Source organism: Pseudomonas sp. 10(2024) (genome assembly GCF_045164175.1).
Classification (GTDB): domain Bacteria; phylum Pseudomonadota; class Gammaproteobacteria; order Pseudomonadales; family Pseudomonadaceae; genus Aquipseudomonas; species Aquipseudomonas alloputida.
The window spans coordinates 4,915,795-4,941,309 of the sequence record NZ_CP174006.1 but is presented as its reverse complement, the minus strand read 5'-3'; the positions used below and the strand labels follow the sequence as shown (position 1 = coordinate 4,941,309).

Sequence of the window (25,515 nt, the reverse complement as noted above, 5' to 3'; positions counted from 1 at the left end):
AGGACTGCAATCATGTTCAACGACTTGGGTCGACTGGGCAAATACCTGGGGCAGGCAGCCCGCCTGATGGTCGGCATGCCCGACTACGACAACTATGTCGAACACATGCAGAAAACGCATCCGGACAAGCCGGTGATGAGCTACGAGGCGTTCTTCCGCGAACGTCAGGAAGCACGTTACGGTGGCAAGTCCGGGCCCAAGTGCTGTTGAGCCTGCGGTACGTGTAAACCTGTGGGAGCCTGGGTAACCGGCTCCCACAGTCATTTTCAGATTCAGGAGTATTTTGCGTGCAGACGCCCATTCCCGTAACCGTCCTCACAGGCTTCCTCGGTGCCGGCAAGACCACCTTGCTCAAGCACATGCTCAAGGCCGAGCATGGCCTGAAGCTCGCCGTGATCGAAAACGAATTCAGCGAGGCCGGCATCGACAGCCAACTGCTGGGGGACCAGCCGGTGCAGGTCATGACCTTGGCCAACGGGTGTGTATGCTGCAGCATCCATGGCGACCTGACTCGCGCGCTGTACCTGCTGCTTGAACGCCTGGATGCCGGGGAAATCGCCTTCGATCGCCTGGTGATCGAATGCACCGGCCTGGCCGACCCGGCGCCGGTAGCGCAAACGTTCTTCATCGACGAGGAGCTGCGTGAGCGCTACATCCTCGACGGCATCATCACCCTTGTCGATGCCGCGCATGCCGAACTGCACCTGACCCAGACCATCGCTCAGGCTCAGGTCGGCTTTGCCGATCGTCTGCTGCTGAGCAAGACCGACCTGGTCGAGCCGGCTGCTGTTGAAGCCCTCCGCGAACGCCTGGCCCGCATCAATAGCAGGGCTGCGATCCGTGTGGTCGAACACGGCTGCATCGACCTGGCTGAGTTACTGGATGTGCGAGGTTTCAACCTCAACCCTGACCTTGGGGTGAACCTGAAACCGATGTTGCGACCGGTGCTCAAGCCTGCCACCCCGGACCGCATTTCCACGATGGTGCTGCGTACCGAAGCCCCGCTGGATATCGACCGCCTCAGCAGCTTCATGAACGAGCTGCTGGAAACCCACGGCAAACAGCTGCTGCGCTACAAGGGCGTGCTGAACATTGCCGGCGAGGAGCGCAAGCTGGTGTTTCAGGGCGTGCTCAAGCTTTATGGCTTCGACTGGGACGCCGAGTGGGCTGCAGGCGAAGCGCGCGAAAGCGTGATGGTGTTCATTGCCGATGAACTGCCGGAGGCTACGATTCGGGCTGGCTTCGAGGCAATGGCTGCGGGCTGAGCCGCTGCGGTGCCTGCCCTGCGAACCACTGCGGCCATGAGCTGCGGTGGCGGGTTTCGACCTCGATGCACGGGATCAGGCGCTCGGTCAGCACAGCGGTTTGCCGCACGGCTTTGGCGGTGCGGTACTTGACGCTGTGGATGCACTCGCGGTCGCCGAACTCGCAGCGGTTCAGGGCGGTTCCGCCGCAAGGGCCATTGGCCAGGCCTTTAGGGCAGGTTTCCGGGCAGATATACAAGGTGTCTTCCAGGCGGCAACGGCCGCAGGTGTCGCAACCCACCAGCGGGCGCTTCACACTGCGCTCCAGCGTGTGCAGCACGTGTGCGCCGACGCGTGTACCCCACAGAGGCTGGCGCACCGCCCAGCCGAAGGCCTTGCTCAGGCTGTTGCGGCGGCTGAACAGCAGTGCGTGCATGCCATGCATCAGGTGATAGCGGGCTTTTTCCTTGAATGAGGCATCGACCCGTGACTCGTCCAGGCGCCAGCTAGCCTGTGGCGGATGGAAGGTCACCGCCGGCAGGCCAGGCATCTGCCAGCTGGCGTGCCAGGCCGGTGCCCATTGCTCCAGGGACTGAACCTGGGTTTGCCAGTACTCGATACGGGCCTCCAGGGCCAGCAGCTGTTCGAGCGTGTGAACCCCTGACAGGTGCACACCGGCGTACCCCATCAGCTTTGTACCGATAATCTGCAAGGCCAGGCGGTCAACACTGCGCGCCTGGGCAAAGGCCTTGGACTGCGCCGTCTCCGCTTCGAGCATGTCGCGCATGGATGGCGTGACAGTCACGCCGGCCACGTGGTCGAGCATCGCCGCGCGCCCGTGGGTGAGGCTCATGAGGCAGGCCAGCATGGGCTTGGGAGTGGCCTGGCGGCGCATCCAGTGTATGGCTTCCTGATGCTTGGCGGCATCGAAGCCCAGTTGCAAGGTGAGGAAGTCAGCCCCCGCTGCCAGCTTTTTCTCGGCCTTGAAGTACTGGGCGCCGCCTTCTTCCTCGTGGTACTTGAACGGGTTCAGCGCCGCACCCAGCAGCCAGTGCGGGCAGGCCTGGCGAGCAACCTGCAGGGCGGCGACCGATTCCAGATAACGCACCGGGCGCTGGCCAGGTTCATGGCCGGGCAGGCGGTCGCCAGTCAGCAGTAACAGCTGGTCGAGGCCGGCGGCGTCCATACGCTGCAGTTGGGCGAGCAGGTGGTGGCGTTCGCGATCCTTGCCTGAAAAATGCGGCAGGGCAGGCACCGGGTTGCTGAACGAGGCGAGGGCGTCCAGCGGTGACATGTCCAGCGGGCTGCCGACACGATCACCGATGGCCACGGTCATGGGCCAGCCGCATAGGTGCGCACGGGCCAGGATCGCTTCCATGGCGGCAAAGCGTTCTGCGGAAGGCTTGGGGACGAACTCCATTACGCAGACGAAGTTCTGTTCGCGCAGGGCGGTTTTCAGCAGGCTCATATTGGCCGGGCACCTGGTGTGGTCAGGGTGGCATTGTGCGGCAGAAGGCGAGCCGGGTCATGTCCGGATGCGCAAGGTGGTGATCTGAATGAGACATGGGGCGCGAAGACCATGACAGCATGATCATGAAGATTTCTTGGGTTCATCTCAAATTTAATGAGTTTGTCTCAATACCCCGCCAGACGGAGAATCCCCCTCATTCATTCAAGCATGCTGAAGGGACAAGACATGGCACTGGCACATAACCTGGGCTTTCCACACATCGGCCGTGACCGCGAGCTGCGTGCCCGCCACTGGCAGGTGCAGAAAGACGCTGGCATCGAGCTGCTGCCGGTCGGCGACTTCGCCTGGGACAGCCACGTGCTTAGCGCAGGCGATCAGCCGTTCGTTCTGAACTGGGAACCACTGTTCGAAGAAGTGGAGCACGCCAAGGCTCTGGGTCATGCAGTCAAGCCGGTAGTGATTGGCCCCTTGACCTATCTGTGGCAGGGCCAGACCCTGGGCGGTGACTTCGACAAGCTGGAGCTGCTTGACCGCCTGCTGCCCGTGTATGACCAGCTCCTCAACCGCCTGGCCGCGCTGGGCGTTGAATGGGTGCAGATCGATGAACCCATCCTCGCTCAGGCGCTGCCCCAGGACTGGAAAAACGCCTATGAACGTGTCTACAACATCCTTCAACGCGCACCGTTGAAGAAGCTGATCGCCACGTACTTCGGCGGCCTGGAGGGCAACCTCGGCTTGGCCGCCAACCTGCCGGTCGATGGCCTGCACGTCGATCTGGTTCAGGCGCCCGAGCAGTACCAGACCATTCTCGATCGCCTGCCGGCCTACAAGGTACTGTCGCTGGGCCTGGTCGACGGTCGCAACGCCTCGCCCTGCGATCTGGGCAAGACCTTGGGGCTGCTGCACGAAGCCCATGAACGCCTGGGTGAGCGGCTGTGGTTGGCGCCGGCCTGTTCGTTGCTGGAGAGTCCAGTGGAACTGGCCGTGCAGAAGTGCCAGGAAGTGGCGGTGCTGGCCGCTTCGCTGGAGCAGGCCCGAGCCGCGGCTTGATCAGATGCTGCCTGTGCCGGCCTCTTCGCGGGTGAACCCGCTCCTACGACGGCCTGCGCGCGATCACCGATGTGTGTCCGCCACCGATCAGTGGTAGGAGCGGGTTTACCCGCGAATACGGTGGCAGCTGCAACGGTGAAAGGCTGGTGGAAATTGGTCAGCAGGCCCGGCCCTTTCGCGGGTTCACCCGCGAAGAGGCCGGGCCTGCTTGAATCAATCAGCGCTCGATGGCCAGCGCCACCCCTTGCCCACCACCAATACACAAGGTCGCCAGGCCTTTCTTGGCATCCCGTTTGATCATCTCGTGCAGCAGGGTCACCAGCACCCTGCACCCGGAAGCACCAATCGGGTGGCCCAGGGCAATCGCCCCTCCATTGACGTTAACCCGCGCGGCATCCCATGCCAGCGCATTGCCCACGGCCAGCGCCTGGGCGGCAAAGGCTTCGTTGGCTTCGATCAGGTCCAGTTCGGCCAGTTGCCAACCGGCCTTGTCCAGGCAACGCTGGGTCGCCGAAACCGGACCAATACCCATGATCGCGGGGTCTACCCCGGCACTGGCGTAGGCGGCGATCTTCGCCAGTACCTGCAAGCCCAAAGCCTCGGCCTTCGCTGCGCTCATCAAAAGCACGGCGGCGGCGCCGTCGTTCAGGCTGGAGGCATTGCCTGCGGTGACGCTGCCGTCCTTCTTGAAGGCCGGGCGCAGTTTGGCCAGGGACTCGGCGGTGGTGTCCGGGCGTGGTTGCTCGTCACGGGCAAAAACCTTGGGCTCGCCCTTTTTCTGCGGCAGCATGATGGGGGTGATTTCAGCGTCGAAACGGCCAGCCTCGATCGCTGCCACTGCCTTGCGCTGCGATTCGGCAGCAAAGGCATCCTGCTGCTCACGGCTGAGGCCGTACTTATCCACCAGGTTTTCGGCAGTGATGCCCATGTGGTAGTCATTGAAGGCATCCCACAGGCCGTCCGTGATCATGCTGTCGATCAGTTGGCCATGGCCCATGCGCTGGCCGGTGCGGGCCGAGGGCATGACGTAGGGGGCAAGGCTCATGTTCTCCTGGCCACCGGCAATCACCACCTCGGCATCGCCACAGCGGATCGCCTGGGCGGCCAGGTGCAGGGCCTTGAGGCCCGAGCCGCAGACCTTGTTCAAGGTCAGGGCCGGTACGCTGAAGGGCAGGCCAGCCTTGATCGCTGCCTGGCGTGCCGGGTTCTGTCCGGCACCGGCAGTGAGCACTTGGCCGAGGATGACTTCGTCGACCTGCGCCGGGTCCAGCCCGGTTTGTTTCAGCAGTTGCTTGATCACGGCGGCGCCGAGGTCAACTGCAGGTACAGTGGCCAAGGCGCCCTGGAAGCTGCCGATGGCGGTACGGGTTGCGGCGACGATCACCACGTCGTTCATGTTGTTGTTCTCCGTGCAATGGGCGTAGTGCCGCCAGCATCGGCGGGTTTGGCTTATTTGTTAAGTTTGTTTTTCTTTCTGATTGATGTGAAAAGCAAATCAATGGCTGGCGAAGGTTCTAACCAGCCAATCTGGATTTCCTGCAGCCATGACCCTCCTGCACAGACGAACTCTGGTTTTGCATCCCTCTGATCACCCCGTAATATGTGTCGGATAACCTGCGGGGGTAGTCTCACCCTCTGATCAATCGGAATCGCCCCAAGCGGCGCTTTCCTGGCATAAACCTGACGAGGTACAGACATTGGCCATCATTCATCCTAAGGTTCGCGGTTTCATCTGCACCACGACTCACCCGAAGGGCTGCGAGCTCAACGTCCGTGACCAGATCGAAGCCACCCGCAAGCTGGGCGTACGCGAGGATGGCCCGAAGAAGGTCCTGGTCATCGGTGCTTCCAGCGGCTACGGCCTGGCTGCCCGCATCACGGCGGCCTTCGGCTTCAAGGCCGACACCCTGGGCGTGTTCTTCGAAAAACCAGGCACCGAGACCAAGGCCGGCACTGCTGGCTGGTACAACGCTGCCGCCTTCGACAAGTTCGCCAAGGCCGAGGGCCTGTACAGCAAGTCGATCAACGGTGACGCTTTCTCCGACGAAGCCCGCGCCAAGGTCATCGAGCTGATCAAGAACGAAATGGGTGGCAAGGTCGACCTGGTCATCTACTCGCTGGCTTCGCCCGTGCGCAAGCTGCCGCAGACCGGTGAAGTCATTCGCTCGGCACTCAAGCCGATCGGCCAGCCATACAAGTCGACCGCCATCGACACCAACAAGGACACCATCATCGAGGCCAGCATCGAGCCGGCCACCGAGCAGGAAATTGCCGACACCGTCACCGTCATGGGTGGCCAGGACTGGCAGCTGTGGATCGATGCGCTGGCTGGCGCCAATGTACTGGCCGAAGGCGCTCGCACCGTGGCCTTCAGCTATATCGGCAGCGATATCACCTGGCCGATCTACTGGCACGGTGCACTGGGCCAGGCCAAGCAGGACCTGGACGAAACCGCCCTGCGTCTGAACCAGAAGCTGGCCGGTGAAGTGAAAGGCGGCGCCAATGTGGCGGTGCTCAAGTCGGTGGTTACCCAGGCCAGCTCGGCCATCCCGGTGATGCCACTGTACCTGTCGATGGTCTTCAAGATCATGCAGGAGAAAGGTGTTCACGAAGGCACCCAGGACCAGCTCGACCGCATGTACCGCGACCGTATGTACCGTACCGACGGTGCGCCGGCAGAGGTCGACGAGAAGGGGCGCCTGCGCCTGGACGACTGGGAACTGCGTGACGACGTGCAGAACGCCTGCAAGGCCCTGTGGCCACAGGTGACCACCGAGAACCTGTTCGAGCTGACCGACTATGCCGGTTACAAGAAGCAGTTCCTCAACCTGTTCGGTTTCGAGCGCGCTGACGTCAACTACGACGAAGACGTGGCCACCGATGTGAAGTTCGACTGCGTCGAGCTGTAATCGGGTAAGCCTGTACCGGCCTCTTCGCGGGTGAACCCGCTCCTACAGGTCTCCACCCCTGTAGGAGCGGGTTCACCCGCGAAGAGGCCGGTACAGGCTACAAAATATTTGCTAGTTTTGGCGCACAACGACAGGGAATGCGCCATGAGTAGCCTCACCCAACCTGCTACCCCGTTTCGCCACCCCGCGGCCGACGGCTACCGCCTCGGCGGCTTCTGCTGGCGCCACGCCCAACCTGACCCCCAGCGCCCGCTGGTGATCATCAACGCTGCCACTTCGGTACGCTGCCGCTATTACGCCCGCTTTGCCGACTACCTGTTCGCCCACGGCTGCGATGTGCTGACCTACGACTACCGTGGCATCGGCGAATCCCGGCCGGCGTCGCTGCGTGGTTTCCAGGCCTCCTGGAGCGACTGGGGCCGGCTGGATTTCGAAGCCATGCTGGCGCATGCGGCAGCGCATTTTCCAGGTCAGCCGGTGGACGTGGTGGGGCACAGTTTCGGCGGTTGTGCAGTAGGCCTGGCACCGTCGGCTGGCCTGATCCGTCGGGTCGTGATGGTTGGCGCGCAGTTCGCGTACTGGCGCGACTACGCGGCCAACCAGCGCTGGCAGCTGTTCGGCAAGTGGCATGTGGTCATGCCGCTGCTGACCCGGGTATTCGGCTATTTTCCCGGCAAGCGCCTGGGTTGGCTGGAAGACACGCCATCCGGCGTGGTGCACGACTGGACCACGCGTACCCCACGTTATGAGCACCGCCCCAGCGGGCGGGCGTTGGCGGCGCTACCGTTCGCCCAGGTGCGTGCGACGACGCTGGCCATCAGTCTGACGGACGACCCTTTCGGGACCGTGGCGGCGACCGAGCGTTTGTTGGGTTATCTACAAGGTGCCGAGCGAAAGCACCTGCGCATTGCACCTGTGGATATCTCGGCCGAGGAAATTGGCCATTTCGCGTTTTTCCATGACCGGTTTCGCGAAAGCCTGTGGCCGGTGGCCTTGCAGTGGTTGCGGCAGGGGAGGCTGGAAGGCGGAGGGCCTGGCACCATCATGGATTGAGGGTGGGCGCGGGATCGTGGGGCCGCAAAGCGGCCCCGGCAATCTCAAGCCTTGCGCGCAAGCGGCTGCGCAGCAAACTTCACACCCGCCAGACCGTGTTTGATCAGTGCACGGATGTTGCCATGGTCGCTGCCCTCAGGCGTGGCCACCACATCACGGTAGTGCTCGCCGAAGGCCAGCAGTGCTTCCTGGTCGCTCAGCCCTTCAAGCAAGGCCAGGCCCAGGGTTTTGCACGAACCTTCGTTCTGCCCTGCCGCATTCTCCACACCGCCGTTATTGAAGGCCTGCGGCTGGTAGCTGTAGTTGTCGGCAATGAACGCCAAGGTATCGGCAAATACATGTTGGCCGCTGGCCAGGCTTGCGCGCAGGGTATTCAGGTCAGTCACGAGGTTTTCCTTTTTCGAACGCCGCTTGTTGATCGGCGCTGGCTTCTTTCTGGTATTGGGCTTTCCACTCGGCGTAGGGCATGCCGTACACCGCTTCGCGGGCATCATCCAGGCTCAGGTCCAGCTGACGCTCGTCAGCGGCGGCCTTGTACCACTTGGACAGGCAGTTGCGGCAGAAACCGGACAGGTTCATCAGGTCGATGTTCTGTACATCGGTGCGCTTTTGCAGGTGTTCGACCAGGCGCCGGAACGCGGCGGCCTCGAGCTCGAGCTGTTGCTGTGGGGTCATGGTCTTCTCTCAAGTCATGCGGTTCTTCAGGTGGCGGCCACCGTTGATGACCACCTGGCTGCCGGTGCTGTACTGGCTGGCGAGCAGGTACTTGACGGTCTCGATCAGCGGGCCGGCGCCGGGTTCGAACTCCAGCAGGGCCTTTTTCAGGGTTTGCTGGCGGTAGGCGTCGTCACCCCCTTCCTTGAGGATCAGCAGCCCAGGCAGGATACCGTTCACACGCACCTTGGGCGCATATTTTTCGGCGAATGACAGCACCATGTTCTGCAGCGCGGCCTTGGTGGCGGCGTAGCCGATGTGGCTTTTACTGCCGCGCGAGGAGGTTTCGTCGCAGATGTGGATGATGTCGGCCTTTTCCACCTTGGCCAGTAGGTCGCCCAGGGCCAGGTTGAGGTGGTAGGGCGCTTCGACGTGCAGGCGGAACATGGTCTCGAGGTTGTCGAGGCCGTCGTCGAGCCATAGCGAGGCGTTGTGGATGATGGCGCGCAGTCCGTCATAACGATCGTGCAGGTGATCGATCAGCGCCTGGCGGTCGCCCGCCTGGCACAGGTCGGCCTGAAACTGCACGATGTTGGGGTGGGCTGCCTGCGGCTGGATGCTGCGGCTGGCACTGACCACCGTATGGCCGGCCTGTGCCAGTTCGAGGGCCAGGGCCAGCCCGACGCGCTGGCTGGCTCCGGTAACGAGAATGGGGCTGTTCATGTTCGGGGTGGTCAACTTGTCTGTCCTTTGGTTGCCACCCAGCATACCCGAACTGTTTCCCTGTTGTATGGCCTGGCCTCAGCGGCTGCGCAAGGCGCCGGCAGTGGCCGGGGAGGCATGCAGCCAACTGGCCAGCAGGCGGGTGGACAGCGGGATGAACAGGTACACCATCACCGGCGTCAGGGCCAGGGTGCTGAGCAGTACCCGGGGCACGAGGTCGAGTGCCGTCAACCAATGGCCGAACAGCAGGTTGAAGGCCAGCGAAACTGGGAAAAACGCCAGCCAGATGGCCACGGCCTGCTTCCAGCGTGGCGGTTTCTGCACCGTGTTGGTGCCGAACCAGTCGTCGATACCGCTAACGCGCGCCTCTTTGGGGCGTTCGAACAGACCGTTGCCGCGTTGTAACCATGCGCGGCGAGAGGCGGAGTGCTCCCAGGCATGCAGCGTCGGCTCGTCGCTGAAGCGGAAGATGATCTGAAATTCGTCGCCATCCCGGGGCGGGGCAAGGATGCCCGAGCCGAGGTAGCCAGGGAAGTCGGTGGCCAGCTGTTCGCCTTCGTGCAGCCAGGCCAGCAGGTCCTGGTAGCGGCCATGGGCGGCGCGGCGCGACACCATGAGGGTGACGGGTGGGGTAGACATTGTGTATCTCCTGGCAACGGGGCTGGCGGGTAGCTGGCCCTTTGGCTGTGTGGCCCGGGGTGGTGGGCGACGCAGTCGTGCATGCAAGAATCGGGCACGCATTATCGCGAAGTTGCGTTCCTCGGCAACTATCAGCTGGCAAACGGTGGGTCCAACAGACCGACACAGTCGTAGTAAGCTATGTGCACAGTTTTTACGCACTCAGGGTACTTCGTGCAGATGAACGAGCAGGGACGTAAACCGGTGATCGATGCGAGTTTCGAGCAGCAGGAGCTGTTTCCGATTCGTGAAGTGTCACGCTTGACCGGTGTCAACGCCGTGACCCTTCGCGCCTGGGAACGCCGTTATGGGCTAATCCAGCCCATCCGTACCGACAGTGGTCACCGCCTGTATTCCCTGGCGGATATCGATGAAATCCGCCGTATCCTCGGGTGGCTGGAGCGCGGCGTGGCGGTCAGCAAGGTGGGCAGCATTCTCGCTCGCGACAATGCGCTCTCCGGGCAGGCTGGCGGCGCGGTGGACGCCTGCCTGCGCTGGCAAAACCAGATTCGCCTGGCGGTACAACACTTCGATGTGGCGAGCCTGAATCGCCTCTATGACGAGGTGTTCGCGGCCAGCACCCTGGACCAGGTTTTCGCCGATGTGTTCATGCCGGTTTGGCATGACATGGTCGTTCGGCAAGGCGGCTATGGGCAGGCCAGCGAATGGCTGTTCTATGACCAGTTCCTGCGCGGTCGGGTTTTCGCCCGCTTGCAGCTGGCCCGTGTGCCGTGTAGCCGCACCGTGCTATTGGCGCCATTGCCGGGGCAGTGCCATGAGCTTGAGTTGCTGGTAACCAGCCTGATCCTGGGCAGCGACGAAACACGCGTGATCCCGCTGGCGAACGGGCAGCCGCTGCAGGAGCTTGCGCTGGTCTGCGAACGGCTGAAGCCGGACGCCCTGGTGCTGTTTTCCCATCAGTCGCCCACAGCAGAACTCGCCCGGCACTTCAAGCGCCTGGCGTCGATGCTGGAATGCCCGTTGTTACTGGCTGGTGAAGCAGCGGAAGCGGTACAGGACAGCCTGGCTGGCAGCCCTGTAGCCTGCCTGGGCGCGCAGGGCAGTGTGATGCGTCAGCGCTTGCGGCAGTTTCTGGCCCGTCAGCTCGATACTTGAGTGTGCAGTTCGGGGTGGGCGTGGCGGTGGGCCTGGAGGATGTAGTCGCGCAGGCGTTCGATTTCTTCGGCTGGGCTTTGGCCGAGGTCGTAGGCAGCCAGGTCCGTGCCGATGCGCCGGCCCAACACACCATGCAGTTCGATCGGGGTGATGCCGCCGGGGGCGAAGCGCAGCTCGAAGCGGGCGGGGGCTGTTGGCAAATCACGGACTTCCAGCAGCACGCCTTTGAAGGAAATCTCGCGCACCCACAGGCCACTTGCCTCGTCATGGGCATCGAGCAGTGCGCTCGGCTGGTCCAGCGACAAGCGCCATGGGCGCAGCATGGGGCCGTCTTCGTAGATTTCCGGTGATCCCAGCTGCAGGTGCAGGGCGTGGAACTCGTCCTCTACCAGCTGCAGGGGAAAACTGATCTGCTGGTTGTTGAACTGGGCCTGCAAGGTCACCTGCTCGTTAGCCACCAACCGGGTGAGCAAGCTTTGTATGCGGCGGTCGCCATTGACCAGCAGGCTCGACATGGTGTCAGCCAGGTTAAGTTGCGGCGAATGCTGCATGTTCTGTATGAAATCCAGCTCGTCCTGGGTCAGGAGCGCGTCTGCTTGCATGATCGAACTCGGTGGTGGCGATTTCTTCAACGGAATTGACCGTGCGTGGCGGACTTGGTTCAGGCGCGTTCGTCGGGTTTCGGACGAGCGCGCAGTTCTGCCAGCTCCCGTTCCAGTTCGACCTGGCGGCTGACGTCTTTCTGGATGCCGATGAAGTAGGTGCGCTGGTCGAAGTCGCTCTTCACCGGCGTGATCGACAGCTCGTTCCAGAAGGCGCTGCCATCCTTGCGATAGTTGCGCAGCACTTCGCGACATGGGCGGCCCTCGGCCATGGCCTTGCGGATGCGTGCGCGGCCAAGCTGGTCACGGTCGTCACCCTGCAGGAACCGGCAATCCTGGTAGAGAATCTCGTCACGGCTGTAGCCAGTGAGGCATTCGAAAGCGGCGTTCACGTAGATCAGGATGGTGTCGTCGCCTTCCTTTTCGGCAACCACGATGCCGTCATTGGACGCATCGACCATCGATTGCAGCAATTGCGCGTTGATCATGTCCGGGCCATTGGTAAAGAAAAACGGAAGATGGCGACGTGGGTAACGGCGGCCTTTTGCCAGCGTTGAATGCTAGTATCCTACGTTTTCACTCAGTTTCGGAATCCTCTACCCGATGAAAGTCGCCATTATTTCCGGCTCGGTCTATGGCACCGCCGAAGAAGTCGCCCGTCATGCTGAATCGCTGCTCAAGGCGGCGGGGTTCGAGGCCTGGCATGCTGCGCGTGCCACCCTTCAGGATCTTCAGGGCTTTGCCCCCGACGCCTTGCTGGCCGTGACCTCTACCACCGGCATGGGTGAGTTGCCGGACAACCTCATGCCGCTGTACAGCACCCTTCGTGACACACTGCCTGCGGCCTGGCGCGGCCTGCCTGGCGCGGTGATCGCGCTGGGCGACTCCAGCTACGGCGATACCTATTGCGGGGGTGGCGAGCAGATGCGTGAGCTGTTCGCCGAACTGGGCGTGCGCGAAGTGCAGCCAATGCTGCGCCTGGATGCGAGCGAGACGGTGACCCCGGAAGCGGATGCCGAGCCTTGGCTGGCTGAGTTGGCGAGCGCACTGAACGCCTGACCCGGCACCTGTGCAGGCGTGTTAGCCGTGGGGCTCGCGCAACAAGGCCAACCACGCCTGCGCCGCTCGTGACAGGTAGGCGCCGCGCCGCCAGATAAACGCGATATCCCAACGCAAATCCTCCTGCGCATGCAACGGCACACGCACCACCCCGGGGCGCTCCAGCACTTTTGCCACCACCCGGGGCAGCATCACCACGCCCTGGCCCGCCGCCACCAGCGCCGCCAAAAAATCCGCCTGGCCGCTGCGCCCGCCTTCCTTGGGGGTGAAGCCCTGCTGCTGGCACGCCTTCAGCAGCCGGTCGTTGAGCACGAAACTGCGCTGGTACAGCAGGAACGGTGTATCGGCCAGTTGCCCCAGGCCCACGGCGTCCCGGCCCGCCAGAGCATGGCCAGCCGGCAGCAAGGCATCCAGCGGTTCGTTGCAGAAGGGCTGGTAGTCGAATGCCTCGTCGGTAGGCGTCAAACAGCCGCCCAGTTCCAGTTCGCCACTTCTGACGGCCTGTTCGACGCTGCGGCTGCCGCCTTCGAGCAGCTGGATGGCGATGTTCGGATGGCGCCGCCGGTACTCGGCGAACAAGCCGGCGAACAGCGTGTCGCTGCCAAGCATCGGCAAGCCCAGGCGTAGTTCGCCACGCTCCATCTGGCTGAGATCGTCCAGCTCGTTGAGCAGCGCCTGGCGCTGGCGCAGCAGGGCTTCGCCACGCTCCAGCACGATGCGCCCGGCAGCGGTCAAGTGCAGGTGCGACGCCTGGCGCTCCAGCAGCGGCTGGCCCACATCTTGCTCAAGCTGGGCCACCTGCTTGCTCACGGCCGACTGGCTGATGTGCAGGGTCTGTGCCGCCTGGGTAAAACCGCCGCGGTGGACCACTTCGATAAAGCTGCGCAGTTGTTTGAATTCCATTGCTTCGATTCCATTCTGGAATGGCAGGCAGTCTAACAATTCGCTTCTGGCCTAGGCAGCCAAATCTTAAAATGAGGGCCTGTCGAGGAACCCCGCCATGAAACCTGCATTATTGAAAAAAGCCCTGCGCCTGCTCGTCGAGCTGGCGGTTCTCTGTGCCCTGTTCCTGCTCGGTGGCCAGATTGCCAGTTGGCTGGGCTGGCCGATCCCCGGTGGTGTGATGGGCCTGGCACTGCTGTTGATACTGTTCGCTTCGGGTGTGCTCAAACCGGCCATGCTGCAATTGGGGGCCGGCTGGCTGATGGCTGAGATGCTGTTGTTCTTCATCCCGGCGCTGATGAGCCTGCTCGACTATGGCGCATTGATCCGTGAAGAGGGCTGGCGCATCTTGCTGGTGATCGCCGTGAGCACGCTGATGGTGATGATAGTGACCGCCATGACCGTTGAAATGGTGTGCCGCTGGAGGCTGCGTCGTGAGCCTTGAACCCATGCCGTTGTTCTGGTTGGCCTTGACCTTGCTGGCTTACCTGGGCAGCCGTTGGTTGTATCGGCGTAGCCAGCGCTACCTGCTGTCGCCGTTGATCCTGGTGCCGGTGTTGCTGCTGGCTGTGGCCGTGCCGCTGCATACGGCCTATGCCGAGTATGCGCGCAACACCCACTGGTTGATGGGCGTGCTCGGCCCGGTGACTGTCGCCTTCGCGGTGCCGATCTGGCAGCAGCGGGCCATGCTGGCGCGTCATTGGCCGGCCCTGATGGTGGGCATGGTCGCCGGCAGCAGTGCCTCGATCGCCAGCTCCTGGGGGCTGGCGCACCTGTTGGCGCTGGACAGCGCAACCAGCCTGTCGCTGGTGCCGCGCTCGATCACCACGCCATTTGCCATGCCCCTGGCCCATGACCTGGGTGGGGTGCCAGAACTGACCGCGGTGTTCGTGATGTTCACCGGCGTGCTCGGTGCCATGTTCGGCGGTGTGCTGTTGCGTTGGCTGCCGCTGCGTACGCCGTTGGCACGGGGGGCGCTGTTCGGTGTTGGCGCGCATGGTGCCGGGGTCAGCCGGGCGCAGGAAGTGGGCCGTGAGGAAGGCTCGGTGGCCGGCCTGGTGATGGTCCTGACCGGGCTGCTCAACCTGTTCGCGGCGCCGTTGTTGGCATTGCTGCTCTGACCGTTCGTGCCACTGACTCGCTCAGTCATCAAGCTGGCTGGCAACGCAAGTTCCAGCCAATGGGCTGCTGGCTAGACTTTGCCTCGACATAGAGAGCACATGTAAGTGCCGAGGTGACATGCAATGACCGCAGCCTTGCCCTATTCCGCCAATACCACTACACCGGGACCCATCTGATGCCTATGGCCGAGATTCCATTGTGCGTCTGGCGTACCCGGGCACAGAGTTTCATGTTCCGGGGCCAGAGCATCCGCTACTGGACCGCAGGGCAAGGAGAGCCTCTGCTTCTGTTACACGGTTTCCCCACCGCCAGTTGGGACTGGCACTACCTGTGGGGCCCTCTGAGCCAACGTTTCCGGGTGATCGCTTGCGACATGCTCGGCTTTGGTGATTCGGACAAGCCCGTCGATCACACTTACAGCCTGATGGAGCAGGCAGACCTGCAGCAGGCATTGCTTGCCCATCTGCAGGTCGCGCAGCCCGTGCACCTGCTGGCCCACGACTACGGCGGCAGCGTGGCTCAAGAACTGCTGGCGCGACACCATGAGCAGCGTGCCGACATCGCCAGTTGCGTGTTTCTCAACAGCGGGCTGTTCCCCGAAAGCTGCCGCATGCTACTGATCCAGAAGCTGCTGCTCAGCCGCTTTGGCTGGCTGGTCGGGCGCTCGTTCGGGCGTGACGACCTGGTGCGTAATGTGATGCAGGTGTACGGCCCCTGCACCCATCCCAGTGAAAGCGCGCTGGATGATTTCTGGAGCCTGATCGCTGCCAACCGGGGCACGCGCATCCTGCACAAGCTGGTGGGCTACATGCCGGAGCGCAGGTTGCACCGCGAACGCTGGGTCGGGGCGATGCAACGTAAAGGCGTGCCGCTGCGCTTGATCAATGGCGTGGTCGACCCGCTTTCCGGCGCGCACATGCTTGAGCGCTACCGGCAACTGGTGCCGGAGCCGGACACCGTGCAGTTACTGGGCATTGGCCATTACCCGCATACTGAGGCGCCGGTGCAGGTGCTGCGCCACTACCTGGCCTTTCGTGAGCAGCCGCTGAGCTTCTACCCGCCGAAAGTGGCGTGGTCATGACGAGGCTTCAGCGTCGGCCACCTGGCAGCCAGGGTGCATGTTCAAACGCCAAAAAAAAGGTTCTTCACGGAATCCCGGGAAAGACAGAAACAAGAACGCCGGTTTGATGGATGATGTTCGTGCGAGCAAACACATCAACAAACCGGCGTTCTTGTGCACGATATTAATACGTTTCTGCCCTTTTGGGAGGGCTTTTCTGTCATTGCCATCAGGCCTGACGGCGACGATCTGCTGATCGACCTGATTCCGCAGCCCACTAGGTTCCCCACCTGCAGCGGCTGCCATCAGCCCAGCACCGCCATCCACGAATACTGCCAGCGTTCGATCCGTGATCTCCCCATTCTTGGCCATGCGGTACGGTTGAATGTGGAACTGCGGCGCGTTGGGTGTCGCGCATGCGGCAAGCGGATGGAGTCAGTCAGCTGGCTTGATCGCTATTCGCGTATGACCCAGCGCTTGGCCGAGGCCGTGATCCAGGCTTGCCAGCGGCTGCCTACCCTGCACGTCGCTGAGCTGTTTGACTTGCATTGGGACAGTGTGCGCTTGCTGGAGCGACGAGCTCTACAAGCCGCTCTAGAGAAGCTACCAAAGGCCCAGCCCAGGCGCCTGGTGATGGACGAGTTCGCCCTGTTCAAAGGCCATCGCTACGCCAGCGTGGTGCTGGACGCCGATACCCGCCGGGTTCTGTGGATTGGCGAAGGACGTAGCAGAGCGGCTGTCAGGCCCTTCTTTGAGGAGTTGGGGCCAGAAGGCTGTGCGCGGATCGAAGCAGTGGCGATGGACATGAACACCGCATTTGACCTGGAGGTACGCCAACACTGCCCTCAGGCACGCGTGGTCTACGACCTGTTTCATGTAGTCGCCAAGTATGGGCGCGAGGTGATTGACCGGGTACGGGTCGACGAAGCCAACCGTCTGCGCCATGACAAACCCGCGCGCAGGGTGATCAAGCAAGCACGCTGGCTACTGCTGCGTAATCCGGAAAATCTCAAGCGAAAAGATCAACAGGTGCACCTGAGGGATCTGCTGTCGGCTAACCAATCGCTGATGACGGTTTATCTGATGAAAGCAGAGTTAAAAGCGCTGTGGTCGCCCACCACCGCCTGGGGTTGGCGATCAGCCTGGAAGCAGTGGCTGCGTCTGGCTGATGAAAGCGCGATACCGGCACTGAAGCAGTTTGCTAAACGCCTGAAGGGATACTGGCGCGGCATCTTGAGCAGGGTGCGATGGCCGATGCATACGGGCCAGCTGGAAGGCATCAACAACCGGATCAAGGTGATCAAGCGGATGGCTTACGGTTACCGGGACAGCGAATTCTTTTTCATGAAGATCAAGAATGACTTTCCCGGCAATCCGTGAAGAACCAAAAAAAAGGCCGCTGCAAGCCGCAGCGGCCAATCGAGACGTCAGATCAAGGAGCTTCAAAATCTACGTCGGTGAACCTGGCAGGCTTGAAAGGCGGGGGGGGAGAGCCCTTCAAGCCGGCCAGTGAGTCAAGAATAAGCGCTTGATCCGTCAGGAAAAATAGCTTCTGTCGACATTCACCGTTACGTATCAGGCAACAGTGCCAAGTGCTGGGTAAGCTTCCCTGCGCTATTGCCTTTATCATCCGTTCACTCTGCTGCTTCGGTAATTTTGGAGCACAGTTCATGTCTTTCGATTTCAATTTTGGCACCCCCAATCTCGGTGAGGGGTGCCCAGATGCACGCTCTGTGAAAGAACAGGTGAAGGCCATGATGGCTCACGCCCAGGAGCTGCAACAACTGATGGCTACGGTTGCGCAACTGGCCAGCCTGATCCCGGAGGCTCATCGACAACAGTTCACCGAGCAGAAGCGTTTACCGTTGGCGGTTGTCGAGTCGCTTGTGCCGCAAAGGCAGGCGGTGCTTGACCAGTGGTGGGAGCAACAGTCCAGATTAAGTTTGAAACCACTTACCCTGGCGTCCCGTTTGATCCAGCTGATGTTTGCCGAAACGCGCCTCAAGGCCCTTACGTTCAAGGCCTGGGAAGCCGGTATCGAGGCCCTCGAACAGGACGGGGACGCAAACAAGCATGAGGTGTACCTGGTTGCCGGAGATTTGCGCTTTCGCTTGCCGGGTGTCGTCGCCAGCAGTCATGACCTCGAACAGAACCCGGACGCACCTGCGGATTTTCTGATCTACAGCCTGGCCAGCGGTTGCTGGTTCGACACTGAACGCGCGCGCGCAGCCCGTGAACTCGCCCCTGCCTTTGCTGAAGGCAGCCCGTTGCGTGGGCTGTTGTCTTCGCAAGAGCGGGCGGCGTTGTCTACGGAGAGTTTGACACTCGATTTCGTGCCGCTGCAGGTGCCACTTCACAGGTATTTCATCCGTGATCTGCAGGCTATCCAGCTTGAAGCCACCCGGCGCAGCCTGCGGGTCAAGGTCGATGACGCCCGGCGTCTGGCCCAGCTCGACAGTGCGGCTCGGCTTGAGCCTCTGGTGGCTGCGCTGCAGAAACGTGCGACGCGGCATGTGCGAGCGTACCGCACCAGCCTGTTGCCCGAATGGCGGCGGTTCATGCAGGGCGAGGAACTGCAAGCCTATCGACAACTGGAAGATGACCTGCAGGTGAAGGAGCAGCGTTGCACCGAGCGTCTGGCGCAATGGCGCGAACTGCGCAGCTTCGCCAAGAAACAGGTCAAGCAAGCCCTTGGCCTGGATATCGACCCCGAGCAGGTACGACTGCGTGTCAGTCACGTCGATGACCCTGAGCAGGCGATGAAATACACCCTGCTCGATTGGGCGCTGAGTGGTGGCTACAGCGGGGGCCAGCTCAAGGTCGAAGTCCTGGGTGAGCGGCACCGTTCATTGTTGGGGAGTACCTCTATCCAGAGCGTGATCGAAAAACTGGATTTGCGTGTGAACTACGTCAAACAGATCCGTACGCTCTATGACGACGCTTTGACCATGGCCGCACTGTGTGAGGTGCTTGATGCACGGCTGGCGCTGGCCAATCAGGCCGCTCGTCATCAGGGTTTTCACCCGGCGGCGTTCGATCTGTTGCACCACGCACGCCTGGGGAAAATGCAGGCCAATGTCATCAGCGCCGGTCTGGTTTGCCTCGATGGTGCGCAAACGCCCTTGAAGGACCTGCTGTGCCTGGTGCAGGGCGATCAGTACCTGCTCTATGCCCCTGGGGCGCCGGGAGGCGATTTTCATCTTTTCGACTCACTCGACAAAATGGCGCTCGAAATCGGTAGCTGGACCTTGTGGCCGGTAGGCAGTGAATACCTGCTGGGGCAATGCTCGCGGGCCCAGCATGATTCGCTCAAGCGCCATTTGCGCAAGGTCGAGCTGCTACCCACCGACTGGTCCATGCACAGCGTGACGCTCGCGCCGATCAAGTCGCAGCAGTGGCCGGATGTGCTCAAAGCTCTGGCCAAGCGCAAGATCCTTGCCCTGATCGAGGATCAACAGGCCACCACGCCAAGCTGGTTCATCAAGGCCAGTCGTACCGAGCAGCAGGCACTGGTTGATATCGACCAACTGCTCAAGCTGGCGCAGGCCAGGTATCAGTCGCTGATGAAGATGCCGAGCTTTCGCACCTTCGCCCATCGACAGGTGACGGAAAAGATCAATTCATACCCGGGCAATCGCGGCGGCCCAATCAACCCGGATCAGGTATTGATAGCGCTGGAAGAGGATGCCTTCCGCACACTGACGCAGACCGTCATCAAAGGGTACCCCACGTATTACAATTTTTCCGGCTTTGCCCGCATCACCTCGGCTACCGGCCAGGATGTCTCGCACCTGAGCCCGGCGCTGCTGGGGAGCTACATCCGTGCTGCCGACCTGGGCAACAAGTACATCGATGAAGTGAAAGCCCAGTTACTCGACCGCTCCAGGCCGGAATATGAAAGGCTCAGGCAGTGTTATCGCACGCTCTTCGCTTTGAAGATCAGGCGTGCTGTGCTCAGCGAGAAACTTCAGGGCAGCTTGTCGGGCCGCCATGCGCAGTGGCTGGAGTCGGTGATCGACAGCTTTTCGGGGACCTCGATCGACGCGGCGTGCAACCTTTATCCGTTGTGGATGGACGATTGCCCCGTCCAGGGTGCCTACCTGCTGAAACATGCTTGGGACCGCGAACTTGAGCCTCTGGTCTATCTGCCAGAAATCGAGCAAGGGCCCACGCTGCGGACCCTCAGCGAGCTGGCAAGGACTTGGCGTGAGCACGACTTGGCAGGTTATTGCCAAGACCGCGTGCCGTTATCGAACCAGGCGCGCTTGAACGCATTGATCGAAGAGCAACTGCGCGCCGGAGATGGCATTGAGGTGGTGCTGGACGCCGTTGCCCGAGGCAGGGGCGTGCGGCCGCCGATAGGGGAGACCGGGCGTATCGGGGATCCTGTCCAGGACCTGGAGAAACGTATCAGGCGGATGATCAACGAAGCCGCTGAAGACAGCGCCGACGCTGCCGAGCGTATTTCGGCCGTGGTGGTAGAGTGGGGGATCGTACTGGCCGGCATCCTCACCGTGCCGTTTCCGCCGGCGGCTATGGCCGTCGGGCTGTTCTGTGCGGCCAGGTCCTTTGTCACCGGGGCCATCGCGTGGAGCGATGGCGACCGTTCCGCCGCCTTGCTGTCGTTCGCGGCGGGGGTTGCAGGAACGGTGGCTTCCACGGGGGTCTTGGTGCGGCTGTTCGGTGCCGCACAGAAATACATCACCGTGCTTTCCCGGGCAGAGGCGTCTCAGCCCACGGCATTCTCGCGTGTGATCGGGCGGCTATGCGATGACTACGGCGATTTGGTGAGTGAGGTGGCGCCCGCCCTTTATGACGGCTTCTCTCAGGAACTGCTCTGGCTCGTCGAGGAGGAAACGCTAGACGTCGAAGCGCAGTGTGGGTTGCCCGCGTAACCCATGCGCCAGCTCACGGTTCGTGCGGCCGTGAGCAGGCGCTGCGCCGCCGGCCCATGTTCATCGGCATGGAAGATCGACGTCGGCCCGACCACGGTCATCACCGCCGCGATCTGCCCCATGGCGTTGAATACCGGCGCCGACAGCGCATCCACCCCCGGCATCAGCAGGCCATGCACATGGTGCAGGCCCTTTTCGCGGATGCCGGCCAGCAGTGTGTGGTAGTCACTGGCGGTTTGTTGCAATGCGGCCAGTTCCCTGTCGCGCAGTTCCTGGGTTTCTCGCTCGGGCAGGTAGGCGGCGAATACCAGGCCAGTGGACGAACTGAGCAACGGCAGCACCGAACCGATCTGGGTCACCACGGTGACCGCGCGCACGGCAGGTTCGATGCTTACTACCGTGGCCCCCTGGTTGCCCCACACGGCGATGAAGCAGCTTTCGTTGAGCTCATCTCGCAACTGCGACAACGGCATTGCCGCCACCTTCAGCACATCGATGCTGCCCAGCGCCGCCAGCCCCACCCGCAATGCCTCGCGCCCCAGCCCGTAATGGTTGGTGGCCGTATCCTGTTCGGCAAAACCACTGGCAATCAGCGCCTGCAGGTAGCGATGCACTTTGCTCGCAGGCATCTGCACGTGCTCGGCCAGGCGTGATAGTGACGTCGAGGGTGAGAGTTCAGCGAGGGCCTTGAGGATGTCGGTGCCGACTTCCGCCGAGCGGACCTTCTGCTTGCCGGTGTCGGTGGAGGCGTTGGCTTTGGCCATGGGAGGGGAGGTTCCGGGTTTATCGTGTCGCCTTTATAGCTTGACGCCTTGAACGGAGCAAATTACGTTATTCGTAATCTGATTACGATAAAAACAAAACCCGGAGGCATCGATGAACCGCGACACGTCGCCCGACCTTCACTACCTGAGCGGCTTCGGCAACGAATTCGCCAGCGAAGCATTGCCCGGGGCGCTGCCTGTCGGGCAGAACTCCCCGCAGAAGGCCCCGTATGGCCTGTATGCCGAGCTGCTGTCGGGCACGGCGTTCACCATGACCCGCAGCGAGCTGCGCCGTACCTGGCTGTACCGCATTCGCCCTTCTGCCTTGCACCCACGCTTCGAGCGCCTGGCGCGCCAGCCGCTCGGCGGGCCACTGGGTGGCATCAACCCCAACCGCCTGCGCTGGAGCCCGCAGCCGATTCCTGCTGAACCGACCGATTTCATCGAAGGTTGGCTGCCCATGGTTGCCAACGCCGCAGCGGAAAAACCGGCTGGCGTGAGCATCTACATCTATCGCGCCAACCGGTCCATGGAACGGGTGTTCTTCAACGCAGACGGTGAGCTGCTACTGGTGCCGGAACAGGGCCGCCTGCGTATCGCCACCGAGCTGGGCGTGATGGAGGTCGAACCGTTGGAAATTGCGGTGATCCCACGTGGCATGAAGTTCCGCGTCGAACTGCTCGACGGCCAGGCCCGTGGCTACATCGCGGAAAACCACGGTGCGCCGCTGCGCCTGCCGGACCTGGGCCCGATCGGCAGTAACGGGCTGGCCAACCCCCGCGACTTCCTCACGCCTGTGGCCCACTACGAAGAAACCGAAGGCCCGGTGCAACTGGTACAGAAGTTCCTGGGTGAGCACTGGGCCTGCGAGCTGCAGCACTCGCCACTGGACGTTGTGGCCTGGCATGGCAGCAACGTGCCGTACAAGTATGACCTGCGCCGCTTCAACACCATCGGCACGGTCAGCTTCGACCACCCGGACCCCTCGATCTTCACCGTGCTCACCTCGCCAACCAGCGTGCATGGCATGGCCAACATGGACTTCGTGATTTTCCCGCCACGCTGGATGGTGGCCGAGAACACCTTCCGTCCGCCATGGTTCCACCGCAACCTGATGAACGAGTTCATGGGGCTGATCAATGGCGCCTACGACGCCAAGGCCGAGGGCTTCCTGCCGGGTGGTGCCTCGTTGCACGGGGTGATGAGTGCCCATGGCCCCGACGCCGAAACCTGTGAAAAGGCCATTGCCGCTGACCTGGCGCCACACAAGATCGACAACACCATGGCCTTCATGTTCGAGACCAGCCAAGTGTTGCGCCCGAGCCTGCAAGCCCTTGAATGCCCGCAATTGCAGGCCGACTACGATAGTTGCTGGGCGACTTTGCCGAGCACCTTCAACCCGAACCGGAGATAACCCATGAACCACTCTGCCAATGCCCGTAGCTGGGTCGAGCACGCCAACGGGCACAGCGACTTCCCCCTGCAGAACCTGCCATTGGGCATCTTCAGCCGGCCGGGTGAAGCCAGGCGCTGTGGCGTGGCCATCGGCGACGCGATCCTCGACCTGGAGGCGGTGCTGGCCGCCGGCCTGTTCGACGGGGCGGCCAAGGCCGCCGTTGAAGCCACCCGCGGCGGGGCTCTGAACGCATTCTTCGCTTTGGGCCGCAACGCCCGCGTAGCCCTGCGCGAGCGTTTGCAGGTGCTGCTGGGCGAGCACAGCGAACACCAGGCAGCCCTGAAGCCGGCGCTGCTCCCGGCCAGCGACTGCCAGCTGCACGTGCCAGCGCAGATCGGTGACTACACCGATTTCTACGTTGGTATCGAGCATGCGAAGAACGTGGGCAAACTGTTCCGCCCCGACAACCCACTGCTGCCCAACTACAAGTACGTACCGATCGGTTATCACGGCCGCGCCTCCACCATCCGCCCGTCCGGCACCGACGTGCGCCGGCCCAAGGGTCAGACCCTGCCGGCCGGGCACACCGAGCCGAGCTTCGGCCCTTGCGCTCGTCTGGACTACGAACTGGAACTGGGTATCTGGATTGGCCAGGGCAATGACATGGGCCAGGCAATTCCGGTAGGCGACGCTGCCGAGCACGTAGCCGGCCTGTGCCTGCTCAACGATTGGTCGGCGCGCGATATCCAGGCTTGGGAATACCAGCCACTGGGGCCGTTCCTGTCCAAGAGCTTCATCACCACCATTTCGCCCTGGGTAGTCACCGCCGAAGCGTTGGAGCCGTTCCGCTGCGCCCAGCCGGAGCGCCCGGAGGGCGACCCGCAGCCACTGTCGTACCTGCTGGACAAGCGCGACCAGGCCAGCGGTGCATTCGATATCGAACTCGAAGTGCTGCTGCTGACCGAGCGCATGCGTGAGCAGGGCATTGCCCCGCACCGCCTGACCCTGAGCAACACCCGCAGCATGTACTGGACCGTGGCGCAGCTGGTGGCGCACCACAGTGTCAACGGCTGCCAGCTGCAGCCAGGTGACCTGTTCGGTTCGGGCACGCTGTCGGGCGCCACGCCGGGATCGTTCGGTAGCCTGCTGGAGATCACCGAAGGCGGCAAACTGCCGGTCGAGCTGGCCAGCGGCGAGGTGCGCAAATTCCTCGAAGACGGCGACGAAATCATCCTGCGTGCCCGCTGCACACGTGACGGCGTGGCCAGCATCGGTTTCGGTGAGTGCCGCGGCACGGTCATCGCAGCCAACTGAGGAGGCAGGGGTATGGAGCTGTACACCTATTACCGTTCCACCTCGTCCTACCGGGTGCGCATTGCCCTGGCACTGAAGGGGCTGGCTTACCAGTCCCTGCCGGTCAACCTGCTGCAGGGTGAGCAGCGTGACGAGGGCTATGTAGCCGTCAACCCGCAGGGCCGCGTACCGGCCTTGCGCACCGACGGTGGTGAGGTGCTGGTGCAGTCGCCGGCGATCATCGAGTACCTGGAAGAGGTTTATCCACAGCCTGCGTTGCTGCCGGCCACAGCCGAGGCACGGGCCAAGGTACGTGGGGTGGCGGCCATCATTGGTTGCGACATTCATCCGCTGCACAACGTCAGTGTGCTCAACCGGCTGCGCCAGGCCGGTCAGGATGAGGGGCAGGTCAACCAGTGGATCGGCCACTGGATCAGCCAAGGGCTCGCGGCAGTGGAGCAACTGATTGGCGATCACGGTTTCTGCTTTGGCGACACGCCTGGGCTGGCGGATGTGTACCTGATCCCGCAGTTGTACGCGGCCGAACGCTTCAACATCGACCTCGACAGCTTCCCGCGCATCCTGCGGGTTGCCGCACTGGCGGCCGCGCACCCGGCGTTCGCCAAGGCCCATCCCGCCCAGCAGCCGGACAGCCCGGCTCAGTGAAGTGAACGGTTCGCCGCCGGAAGCTTGCCGATTCGCTCGGACAGCTTCAGGCGCTGGACCGGGTCTTCCGTCAGCAGCAATGCATGCTCCAGGTCGAAGCGCTCGGCCTGTGGGCAATCCAGATGATGGTAGAGCGAGGCGCGAGTCATGTAGTCGCTCACCTGCACCGGGCCCAACTGCATGATCCGCTCTGCATCGATCAATGCCGCCAGGTGGTTGTCGTTACTGATGTGCAGTTGGCGCAGGTTGCGTGACAGGCGTTGCAGCATCTGCAGCGGGCTGGCGCTGCGCAGGTGCTCGGCTGTCAGCGCCAGGTGCGGGCCGAACTGGCGCGCCAGCAATTCGCGGCAGTCGCTGGGATACAGGCGCCGGCCGCCACAGGGATCGAGCAGGTGGTCGGCACCCGGCACGCGCAGCAGGAAATGGCCAGGGAAGCCCACACCCTCCAGCGGTATGGACAGGCGCCTGGCCAGTTCCAAAGCGAGGATGGCCAGGGTCAGTGGTTGGCCGCGGCGGCGCTGCAGTACCTTGTCCATCATCGCCGCATGGGGGCGCAAGGGGTGATATTCATCCTGATGAAAACCCAGCGCATTGAGCTGGCGCAGCAGTGGCTGGGCCAGTTCGCATAGTGGAAGCATCGGCAGGTTGGCGCTTATCTCGCGCTGCAGGTCGTGCAGCGCAGCAAGGCTGGCCGCGGGCTCGACACCAGGGTCGTGCTCGGCAGCAATCCACAATGCGGCTTCCAGCAGGTCGACAGGCTCGCGTTCCAGGCAGGCCAGGCAGGCTTGACGTGGCTTCATGGGGCATCTCCACACACG

27 protein-coding genes are annotated in these 25,515 nt (G+C 62.5%); 15 read left to right on the top strand and 12 right to left on the bottom strand.

Features of this window, described 5'->3' with window-relative positions:
• The first annotated feature begins 12 nt into the window (after positions 1 to 12).
• Positions 13 to 210, top strand: coding sequence for a YbdD/YjiX family protein (locus ACI7M0_RS22410; protein WP_003251633.1), 198 nt, complete (start codon positions 13 to 15; stop codon positions 208 to 210).
• A gap of 77 nt (positions 211 to 287) precedes the next feature.
• Positions 288 to 1,265, top strand: a complete 978-nt coding sequence (yjiA, locus tag ACI7M0_RS22405) for a GTPase (protein ID WP_064491637.1) — start codon at positions 288 to 290, stop codon at positions 1,263 to 1,265.
• Here yjiA and ACI7M0_RS22400 read toward each other — a convergent pair.
• Complete coding sequence (locus tag ACI7M0_RS22400; RefSeq protein ID WP_129932565.1) at positions 1,225 to 2,712, bottom strand: methylenetetrahydrofolate reductase C-terminal domain-containing protein; 1,488 nt, start codon at positions 2,710 to 2,712, stop codon at positions 1,225 to 1,227. The genes yjiA and ACI7M0_RS22400 overlap by 41 nt on opposite strands.
• Positions 2,713 to 2,940: 228 nt before the next feature.
• Between ACI7M0_RS22400 and ACI7M0_RS22395 the strand changes: the two genes are divergently transcribed.
• Entirely contained in the window at positions 2,941 to 3,765 is an 825-nt protein-coding gene (locus tag ACI7M0_RS22395) for a 5-methyltetrahydropteroyltriglutamate--homocysteine methyltransferase (RefSeq protein ID WP_129932564.1), read from the top strand.
• Between the two features lie 217 nt (positions 3,766 to 3,982).
• On the opposite strand, the gene ACI7M0_RS22390 is transcribed toward ACI7M0_RS22395, so the two are convergent.
• Positions 3,983 to 5,161 carry an acetyl-CoA C-acetyltransferase gene (locus ACI7M0_RS22390; RefSeq protein ID WP_129932563.1) on the bottom strand — a complete coding sequence of 393 codons (1,179 nt, stop codon included), beginning with the start codon at positions 5,159 to 5,161 and terminating at the stop codon, positions 3,983 to 3,985.
• Between the two features lie 301 nt (positions 5,162 to 5,462).
• Here ACI7M0_RS22390 and fabV point away from each other — a divergent pair, with 301 nt between their 5' ends.
• Both fabV and ACI7M0_RS22380 read left to right on the top strand, forming a co-directional pair.
• A complete protein-coding gene (gene fabV, locus ACI7M0_RS22385; protein WP_003251642.1) occupies positions 5,463 to 6,674 on the top strand; it encodes an enoyl-ACP reductase FabV in 1,212 nt (403 codons plus the stop codon).
• 144 nt (positions 6,675 to 6,818) lie between these two features.
• Positions 6,819 to 7,727 carry an alpha/beta fold hydrolase gene (locus ACI7M0_RS22380; RefSeq protein ID WP_064491634.1) on the top strand — a complete coding sequence of 303 codons (909 nt, stop codon included), beginning with the start codon at positions 6,819 to 6,821 and terminating at the stop codon, positions 7,725 to 7,727.
• Between the two features lie 44 nt (positions 7,728 to 7,771).
• Here the strand turns inward: ACI7M0_RS22380 and ACI7M0_RS22375 are convergent, their stop codons facing one another.
• From ACI7M0_RS22375 to ACI7M0_RS22360, 4 genes are read right to left on the bottom strand one after another with little or no spacing between them, the layout of a single operon-like run.
• Positions 7,772 to 8,113: a HopJ type III effector protein gene (locus tag ACI7M0_RS22375; protein ID WP_003251646.1), complete on the bottom strand. Its 342-nt coding sequence runs from the start codon at positions 8,111 to 8,113 to the stop codon at positions 7,772 to 7,774.
• The gene (locus ACI7M0_RS22370) at positions 8,106 to 8,402 is read right to left on the bottom strand and encodes a DUF1244 domain-containing protein (RefSeq protein ID WP_003260708.1); all 297 of its coding nucleotides are present in this window, start codon (positions 8,400 to 8,402) and stop codon (positions 8,106 to 8,108) included. Before ACI7M0_RS22370 ends, ACI7M0_RS22375 begins: the two co-directional genes overlap by 8 nt.
• Positions 8,403 to 8,411: 9 nt before the next feature.
• Positions 8,412 to 9,149, bottom strand: a complete 738-nt coding sequence (folM, locus tag ACI7M0_RS22365; protein ID WP_010955293.1) for a dihydromonapterin reductase — start codon at positions 9,147 to 9,149, stop codon at positions 8,412 to 8,414.
• A 33-nt stretch (positions 9,150 to 9,182) separates the two neighbouring features.
• The gene (locus ACI7M0_RS22360; RefSeq protein WP_010955292.1) at positions 9,183 to 9,743 is read right to left on the bottom strand and encodes an antibiotic biosynthesis monooxygenase; all 561 of its coding nucleotides are present in this window, start codon (positions 9,741 to 9,743) and stop codon (positions 9,183 to 9,185) included.
• A 219-nt stretch (positions 9,744 to 9,962) separates the two neighbouring features.
• Here ACI7M0_RS22360 and ACI7M0_RS22355 point away from each other — a divergent pair, with 219 nt between their 5' ends.
• On the top strand, positions 9,963 to 10,898 hold the full coding sequence (locus tag ACI7M0_RS22355; RefSeq protein ID WP_041167076.1) for a MerR family transcriptional regulator: 936 nt from the start codon (positions 9,963 to 9,965) through the stop codon (positions 10,896 to 10,898).
• Here ACI7M0_RS22355 and ACI7M0_RS22350 read toward each other — a convergent pair.
• The gene (locus ACI7M0_RS22350) at positions 10,883 to 11,500 is read right to left on the bottom strand and encodes a hypothetical protein (protein WP_064491632.1); all 618 of its coding nucleotides are present in this window, start codon (positions 11,498 to 11,500) and stop codon (positions 10,883 to 10,885) included. The two genes, ACI7M0_RS22355 and ACI7M0_RS22350, sit on opposite strands and share 16 nt — an antisense overlap.
• A gap of 59 nt (positions 11,501 to 11,559) precedes the next feature.
• Positions 11,560 to 11,988, bottom strand: a complete 429-nt coding sequence (locus ACI7M0_RS22345) for a PAS sensor domain-containing protein (protein WP_014592344.1) — start codon at positions 11,986 to 11,988, stop codon at positions 11,560 to 11,562.
• Between the two features lie 115 nt (positions 11,989 to 12,103).
• Here ACI7M0_RS22345 and ACI7M0_RS22340 point away from each other — a divergent pair, with 115 nt between their 5' ends.
• On the top strand, positions 12,104 to 12,559 hold the full coding sequence (locus ACI7M0_RS22340; protein WP_003251656.1) for a flavodoxin: 456 nt from the start codon (positions 12,104 to 12,106) through the stop codon (positions 12,557 to 12,559).
• A gap of 21 nt (positions 12,560 to 12,580) precedes the next feature.
• Here ACI7M0_RS22340 and ACI7M0_RS22335 read toward each other — a convergent pair whose 3' ends face one another.
• Positions 12,581 to 13,462, bottom strand: a complete 882-nt coding sequence (locus ACI7M0_RS22335) for a LysR family transcriptional regulator (RefSeq protein ID WP_129932561.1) — start codon at positions 13,460 to 13,462, stop codon at positions 12,581 to 12,583.
• Between the two features lie 97 nt (positions 13,463 to 13,559).
• Here ACI7M0_RS22335 and ACI7M0_RS22330 point away from each other — a divergent pair, with 97 nt between their 5' ends.
• From ACI7M0_RS22330 to ACI7M0_RS22320, 3 genes are all read left to right on the top strand, one after another.
• A complete protein-coding gene (locus ACI7M0_RS22330; protein ID WP_020192814.1) occupies positions 13,560 to 13,946 on the top strand; it encodes a CidA/LrgA family protein in 387 nt (128 codons plus the stop codon).
• Positions 13,936 to 14,622: an LrgB family protein gene (locus tag ACI7M0_RS22325; RefSeq protein ID WP_010955287.1), complete on the top strand. Its 687-nt coding sequence runs from the start codon at positions 13,936 to 13,938 to the stop codon at positions 14,620 to 14,622. The genes ACI7M0_RS22330 and ACI7M0_RS22325 overlap by 11 nt, the downstream gene beginning before the upstream one ends.
• A gap of 176 nt (positions 14,623 to 14,798) precedes the next feature.
• The gene (locus tag ACI7M0_RS22320; RefSeq protein WP_020192813.1) at positions 14,799 to 15,704 is read left to right on the top strand and encodes an alpha/beta fold hydrolase; all 906 of its coding nucleotides are present in this window, start codon (positions 14,799 to 14,801) and stop codon (positions 15,702 to 15,704) included.
• On the opposite strand, the gene ACI7M0_RS22315 is transcribed toward ACI7M0_RS22320, so the two are convergent.
• On the bottom strand, positions 15,699 to 16,010 hold the full coding sequence (locus tag ACI7M0_RS22315) for a hypothetical protein (RefSeq protein ID WP_405314514.1): 312 nt from the start codon (positions 16,008 to 16,010) through the stop codon (positions 15,699 to 15,701). The two genes, ACI7M0_RS22320 and ACI7M0_RS22315, sit on opposite strands and share 6 nt — an antisense overlap.
• Here ACI7M0_RS22315 and ACI7M0_RS22310 point away from each other — a divergent pair.
• The gene (locus ACI7M0_RS22310) at positions 15,906 to 17,063 is read left to right on the top strand and encodes an ISL3 family transposase (protein ID WP_405314605.1); all 1,158 of its coding nucleotides are present in this window, start codon (positions 15,906 to 15,908) and stop codon (positions 17,061 to 17,063) included. The two genes, ACI7M0_RS22315 and ACI7M0_RS22310, sit on opposite strands and share 105 nt — an antisense overlap.
• A gap of 290 nt (positions 17,064 to 17,353) precedes the next feature.
• Positions 17,354 to 20,578, top strand: coding sequence for a hypothetical protein (locus ACI7M0_RS22305; RefSeq protein WP_129933966.1), 3,225 nt, complete (start codon positions 17,354 to 17,356; stop codon positions 20,576 to 20,578).
• Here the strand turns inward: ACI7M0_RS22305 and ACI7M0_RS22300 are convergent.
• Positions 20,509 to 21,342: an IclR family transcriptional regulator gene (locus tag ACI7M0_RS22300; protein ID WP_064491627.1), complete on the bottom strand. Its 834-nt coding sequence runs from the start codon at positions 21,340 to 21,342 to the stop codon at positions 20,509 to 20,511. The two genes, ACI7M0_RS22305 and ACI7M0_RS22300, sit on opposite strands and share 70 nt — an antisense overlap.
• A gap of 112 nt (positions 21,343 to 21,454) precedes the next feature.
• Between ACI7M0_RS22300 and hmgA the strand changes: the two genes are divergently transcribed.
• From hmgA to maiA, 3 genes are read left to right on the top strand one after another with little or no spacing between them, the layout of a single operon-like run.
• A complete protein-coding gene (hmgA, locus tag ACI7M0_RS22295; protein ID WP_129933965.1) occupies positions 21,455 to 22,756 on the top strand; it encodes a homogentisate 1,2-dioxygenase in 1,302 nt (433 codons plus the stop codon).
• Positions 22,757 to 22,759: 3 nt separating this feature from the next.
• On the top strand, positions 22,760 to 24,052 hold the full coding sequence (gene fahA, locus ACI7M0_RS22290; protein WP_064491625.1) for a fumarylacetoacetase: 1,293 nt from the start codon (positions 22,760 to 22,762) through the stop codon (positions 24,050 to 24,052).
• Positions 24,053 to 24,064: 12 nt separating this feature from the next.
• Entirely contained in the window at positions 24,065 to 24,697 is a 633-nt protein-coding gene (gene maiA, locus ACI7M0_RS22285; RefSeq protein WP_104962551.1) for a maleylacetoacetate isomerase, read from the top strand.
• Here the strand turns inward: maiA and ACI7M0_RS22280 are convergent.
• Complete coding sequence (locus ACI7M0_RS22280) at positions 24,691 to 25,497, bottom strand: SirB1 family protein (protein ID WP_129933964.1); 807 nt, start codon at positions 25,495 to 25,497, stop codon at positions 24,691 to 24,693. The two genes, maiA and ACI7M0_RS22280, sit on opposite strands and share 7 nt — an antisense overlap.
• Between the last annotated feature and the right edge of the window lie 18 nt (positions 25,498 to 25,515).

Coding starts and splice junctions, on each gene's coding strand:
- ACI7M0_RS22410 (WP_003251633.1), top strand. CDS start 13: ATGTTCAACGACTTGGGTCGACTGGGCAAATACCTGGGGCAGGCAGCC.
- ACI7M0_RS22400 (WP_129932565.1), bottom strand. CDS start 2,712: ATGAGCCTGCTGAAAACCGCCCTGCGCGAACAGAACTTCGTCTGCGTA.
- ACI7M0_RS22395 (WP_129932564.1), top strand. CDS start 2,941: ATGGCACTGGCACATAACCTGGGCTTTCCACACATCGGCCGTGACCGC.
- ACI7M0_RS22390 (WP_129932563.1), bottom strand. CDS start 5,161: ATGAACGACGTGGTGATCGTCGCCGCAACCCGTACCGCCATCGGCAGC.
- ACI7M0_RS22380 (WP_064491634.1), top strand. CDS start 6,819: ATGAGTAGCCTCACCCAACCTGCTACCCCGTTTCGCCACCCCGCGGCC.
- ACI7M0_RS22370 (WP_003260708.1), bottom strand. CDS start 8,402: ATGACCCCACAGCAACAGCTCGAGCTCGAGGCCGCCGCGTTCCGGCGC.
- folM (WP_010955293.1), bottom strand. CDS start 9,149: ATGCTGGGTGGCAACCAAAGGACAGACAAGTTGACCACCCCGAACATG.
- ACI7M0_RS22360 (WP_010955292.1), bottom strand. CDS start 9,743: ATGTCTACCCCACCCGTCACCCTCATGGTGTCGCGCCGCGCCGCCCAT.
- ACI7M0_RS22355 (WP_041167076.1), top strand. CDS start 9,963: ATGAACGAGCAGGGACGTAAACCGGTGATCGATGCGAGTTTCGAGCAG.
- ACI7M0_RS22350 (WP_064491632.1), bottom strand. CDS start 11,500: ATGCAAGCAGACGCGCTCCTGACCCAGGACGAGCTGGATTTCATACAG.
- ACI7M0_RS22345 (WP_014592344.1), bottom strand. CDS start 11,988: ATGATCAACGCGCAATTGCTGCAATCGATGGTCGATGCGTCCAATGAC.
- ACI7M0_RS22340 (WP_003251656.1), top strand. CDS start 12,104: ATGAAAGTCGCCATTATTTCCGGCTCGGTCTATGGCACCGCCGAAGAA.
- ACI7M0_RS22335 (WP_129932561.1), bottom strand. CDS start 13,462: ATGGAATTCAAACAACTGCGCAGCTTTATCGAAGTGGTCCACCGCGGC.
- ACI7M0_RS22330 (WP_020192814.1), top strand. CDS start 13,560: ATGAAACCTGCATTATTGAAAAAAGCCCTGCGCCTGCTCGTCGAGCTG.
- ACI7M0_RS22320 (WP_020192813.1), top strand. CDS start 14,799: ATGCCTATGGCCGAGATTCCATTGTGCGTCTGGCGTACCCGGGCACAG.
- ACI7M0_RS22305 (WP_129933966.1), top strand. CDS start 17,354: ATGTCTTTCGATTTCAATTTTGGCACCCCCAATCTCGGTGAGGGGTGC.
- ACI7M0_RS22300 (WP_064491627.1), bottom strand. CDS start 21,342: ATGGCCAAAGCCAACGCCTCCACCGACACCGGCAAGCAGAAGGTCCGC.
- hmgA (WP_129933965.1), top strand. CDS start 21,455: ATGAACCGCGACACGTCGCCCGACCTTCACTACCTGAGCGGCTTCGGC.
- fahA (WP_064491625.1), top strand. CDS start 22,760: ATGAACCACTCTGCCAATGCCCGTAGCTGGGTCGAGCACGCCAACGGG.
- maiA (WP_104962551.1), top strand. CDS start 24,065: ATGGAGCTGTACACCTATTACCGTTCCACCTCGTCCTACCGGGTGCGC.
- ACI7M0_RS22280 (WP_129933964.1), bottom strand. CDS start 25,497: ATGAAGCCACGTCAAGCCTGCCTGGCCTGCCTGGAACGCGAGCCTGTC.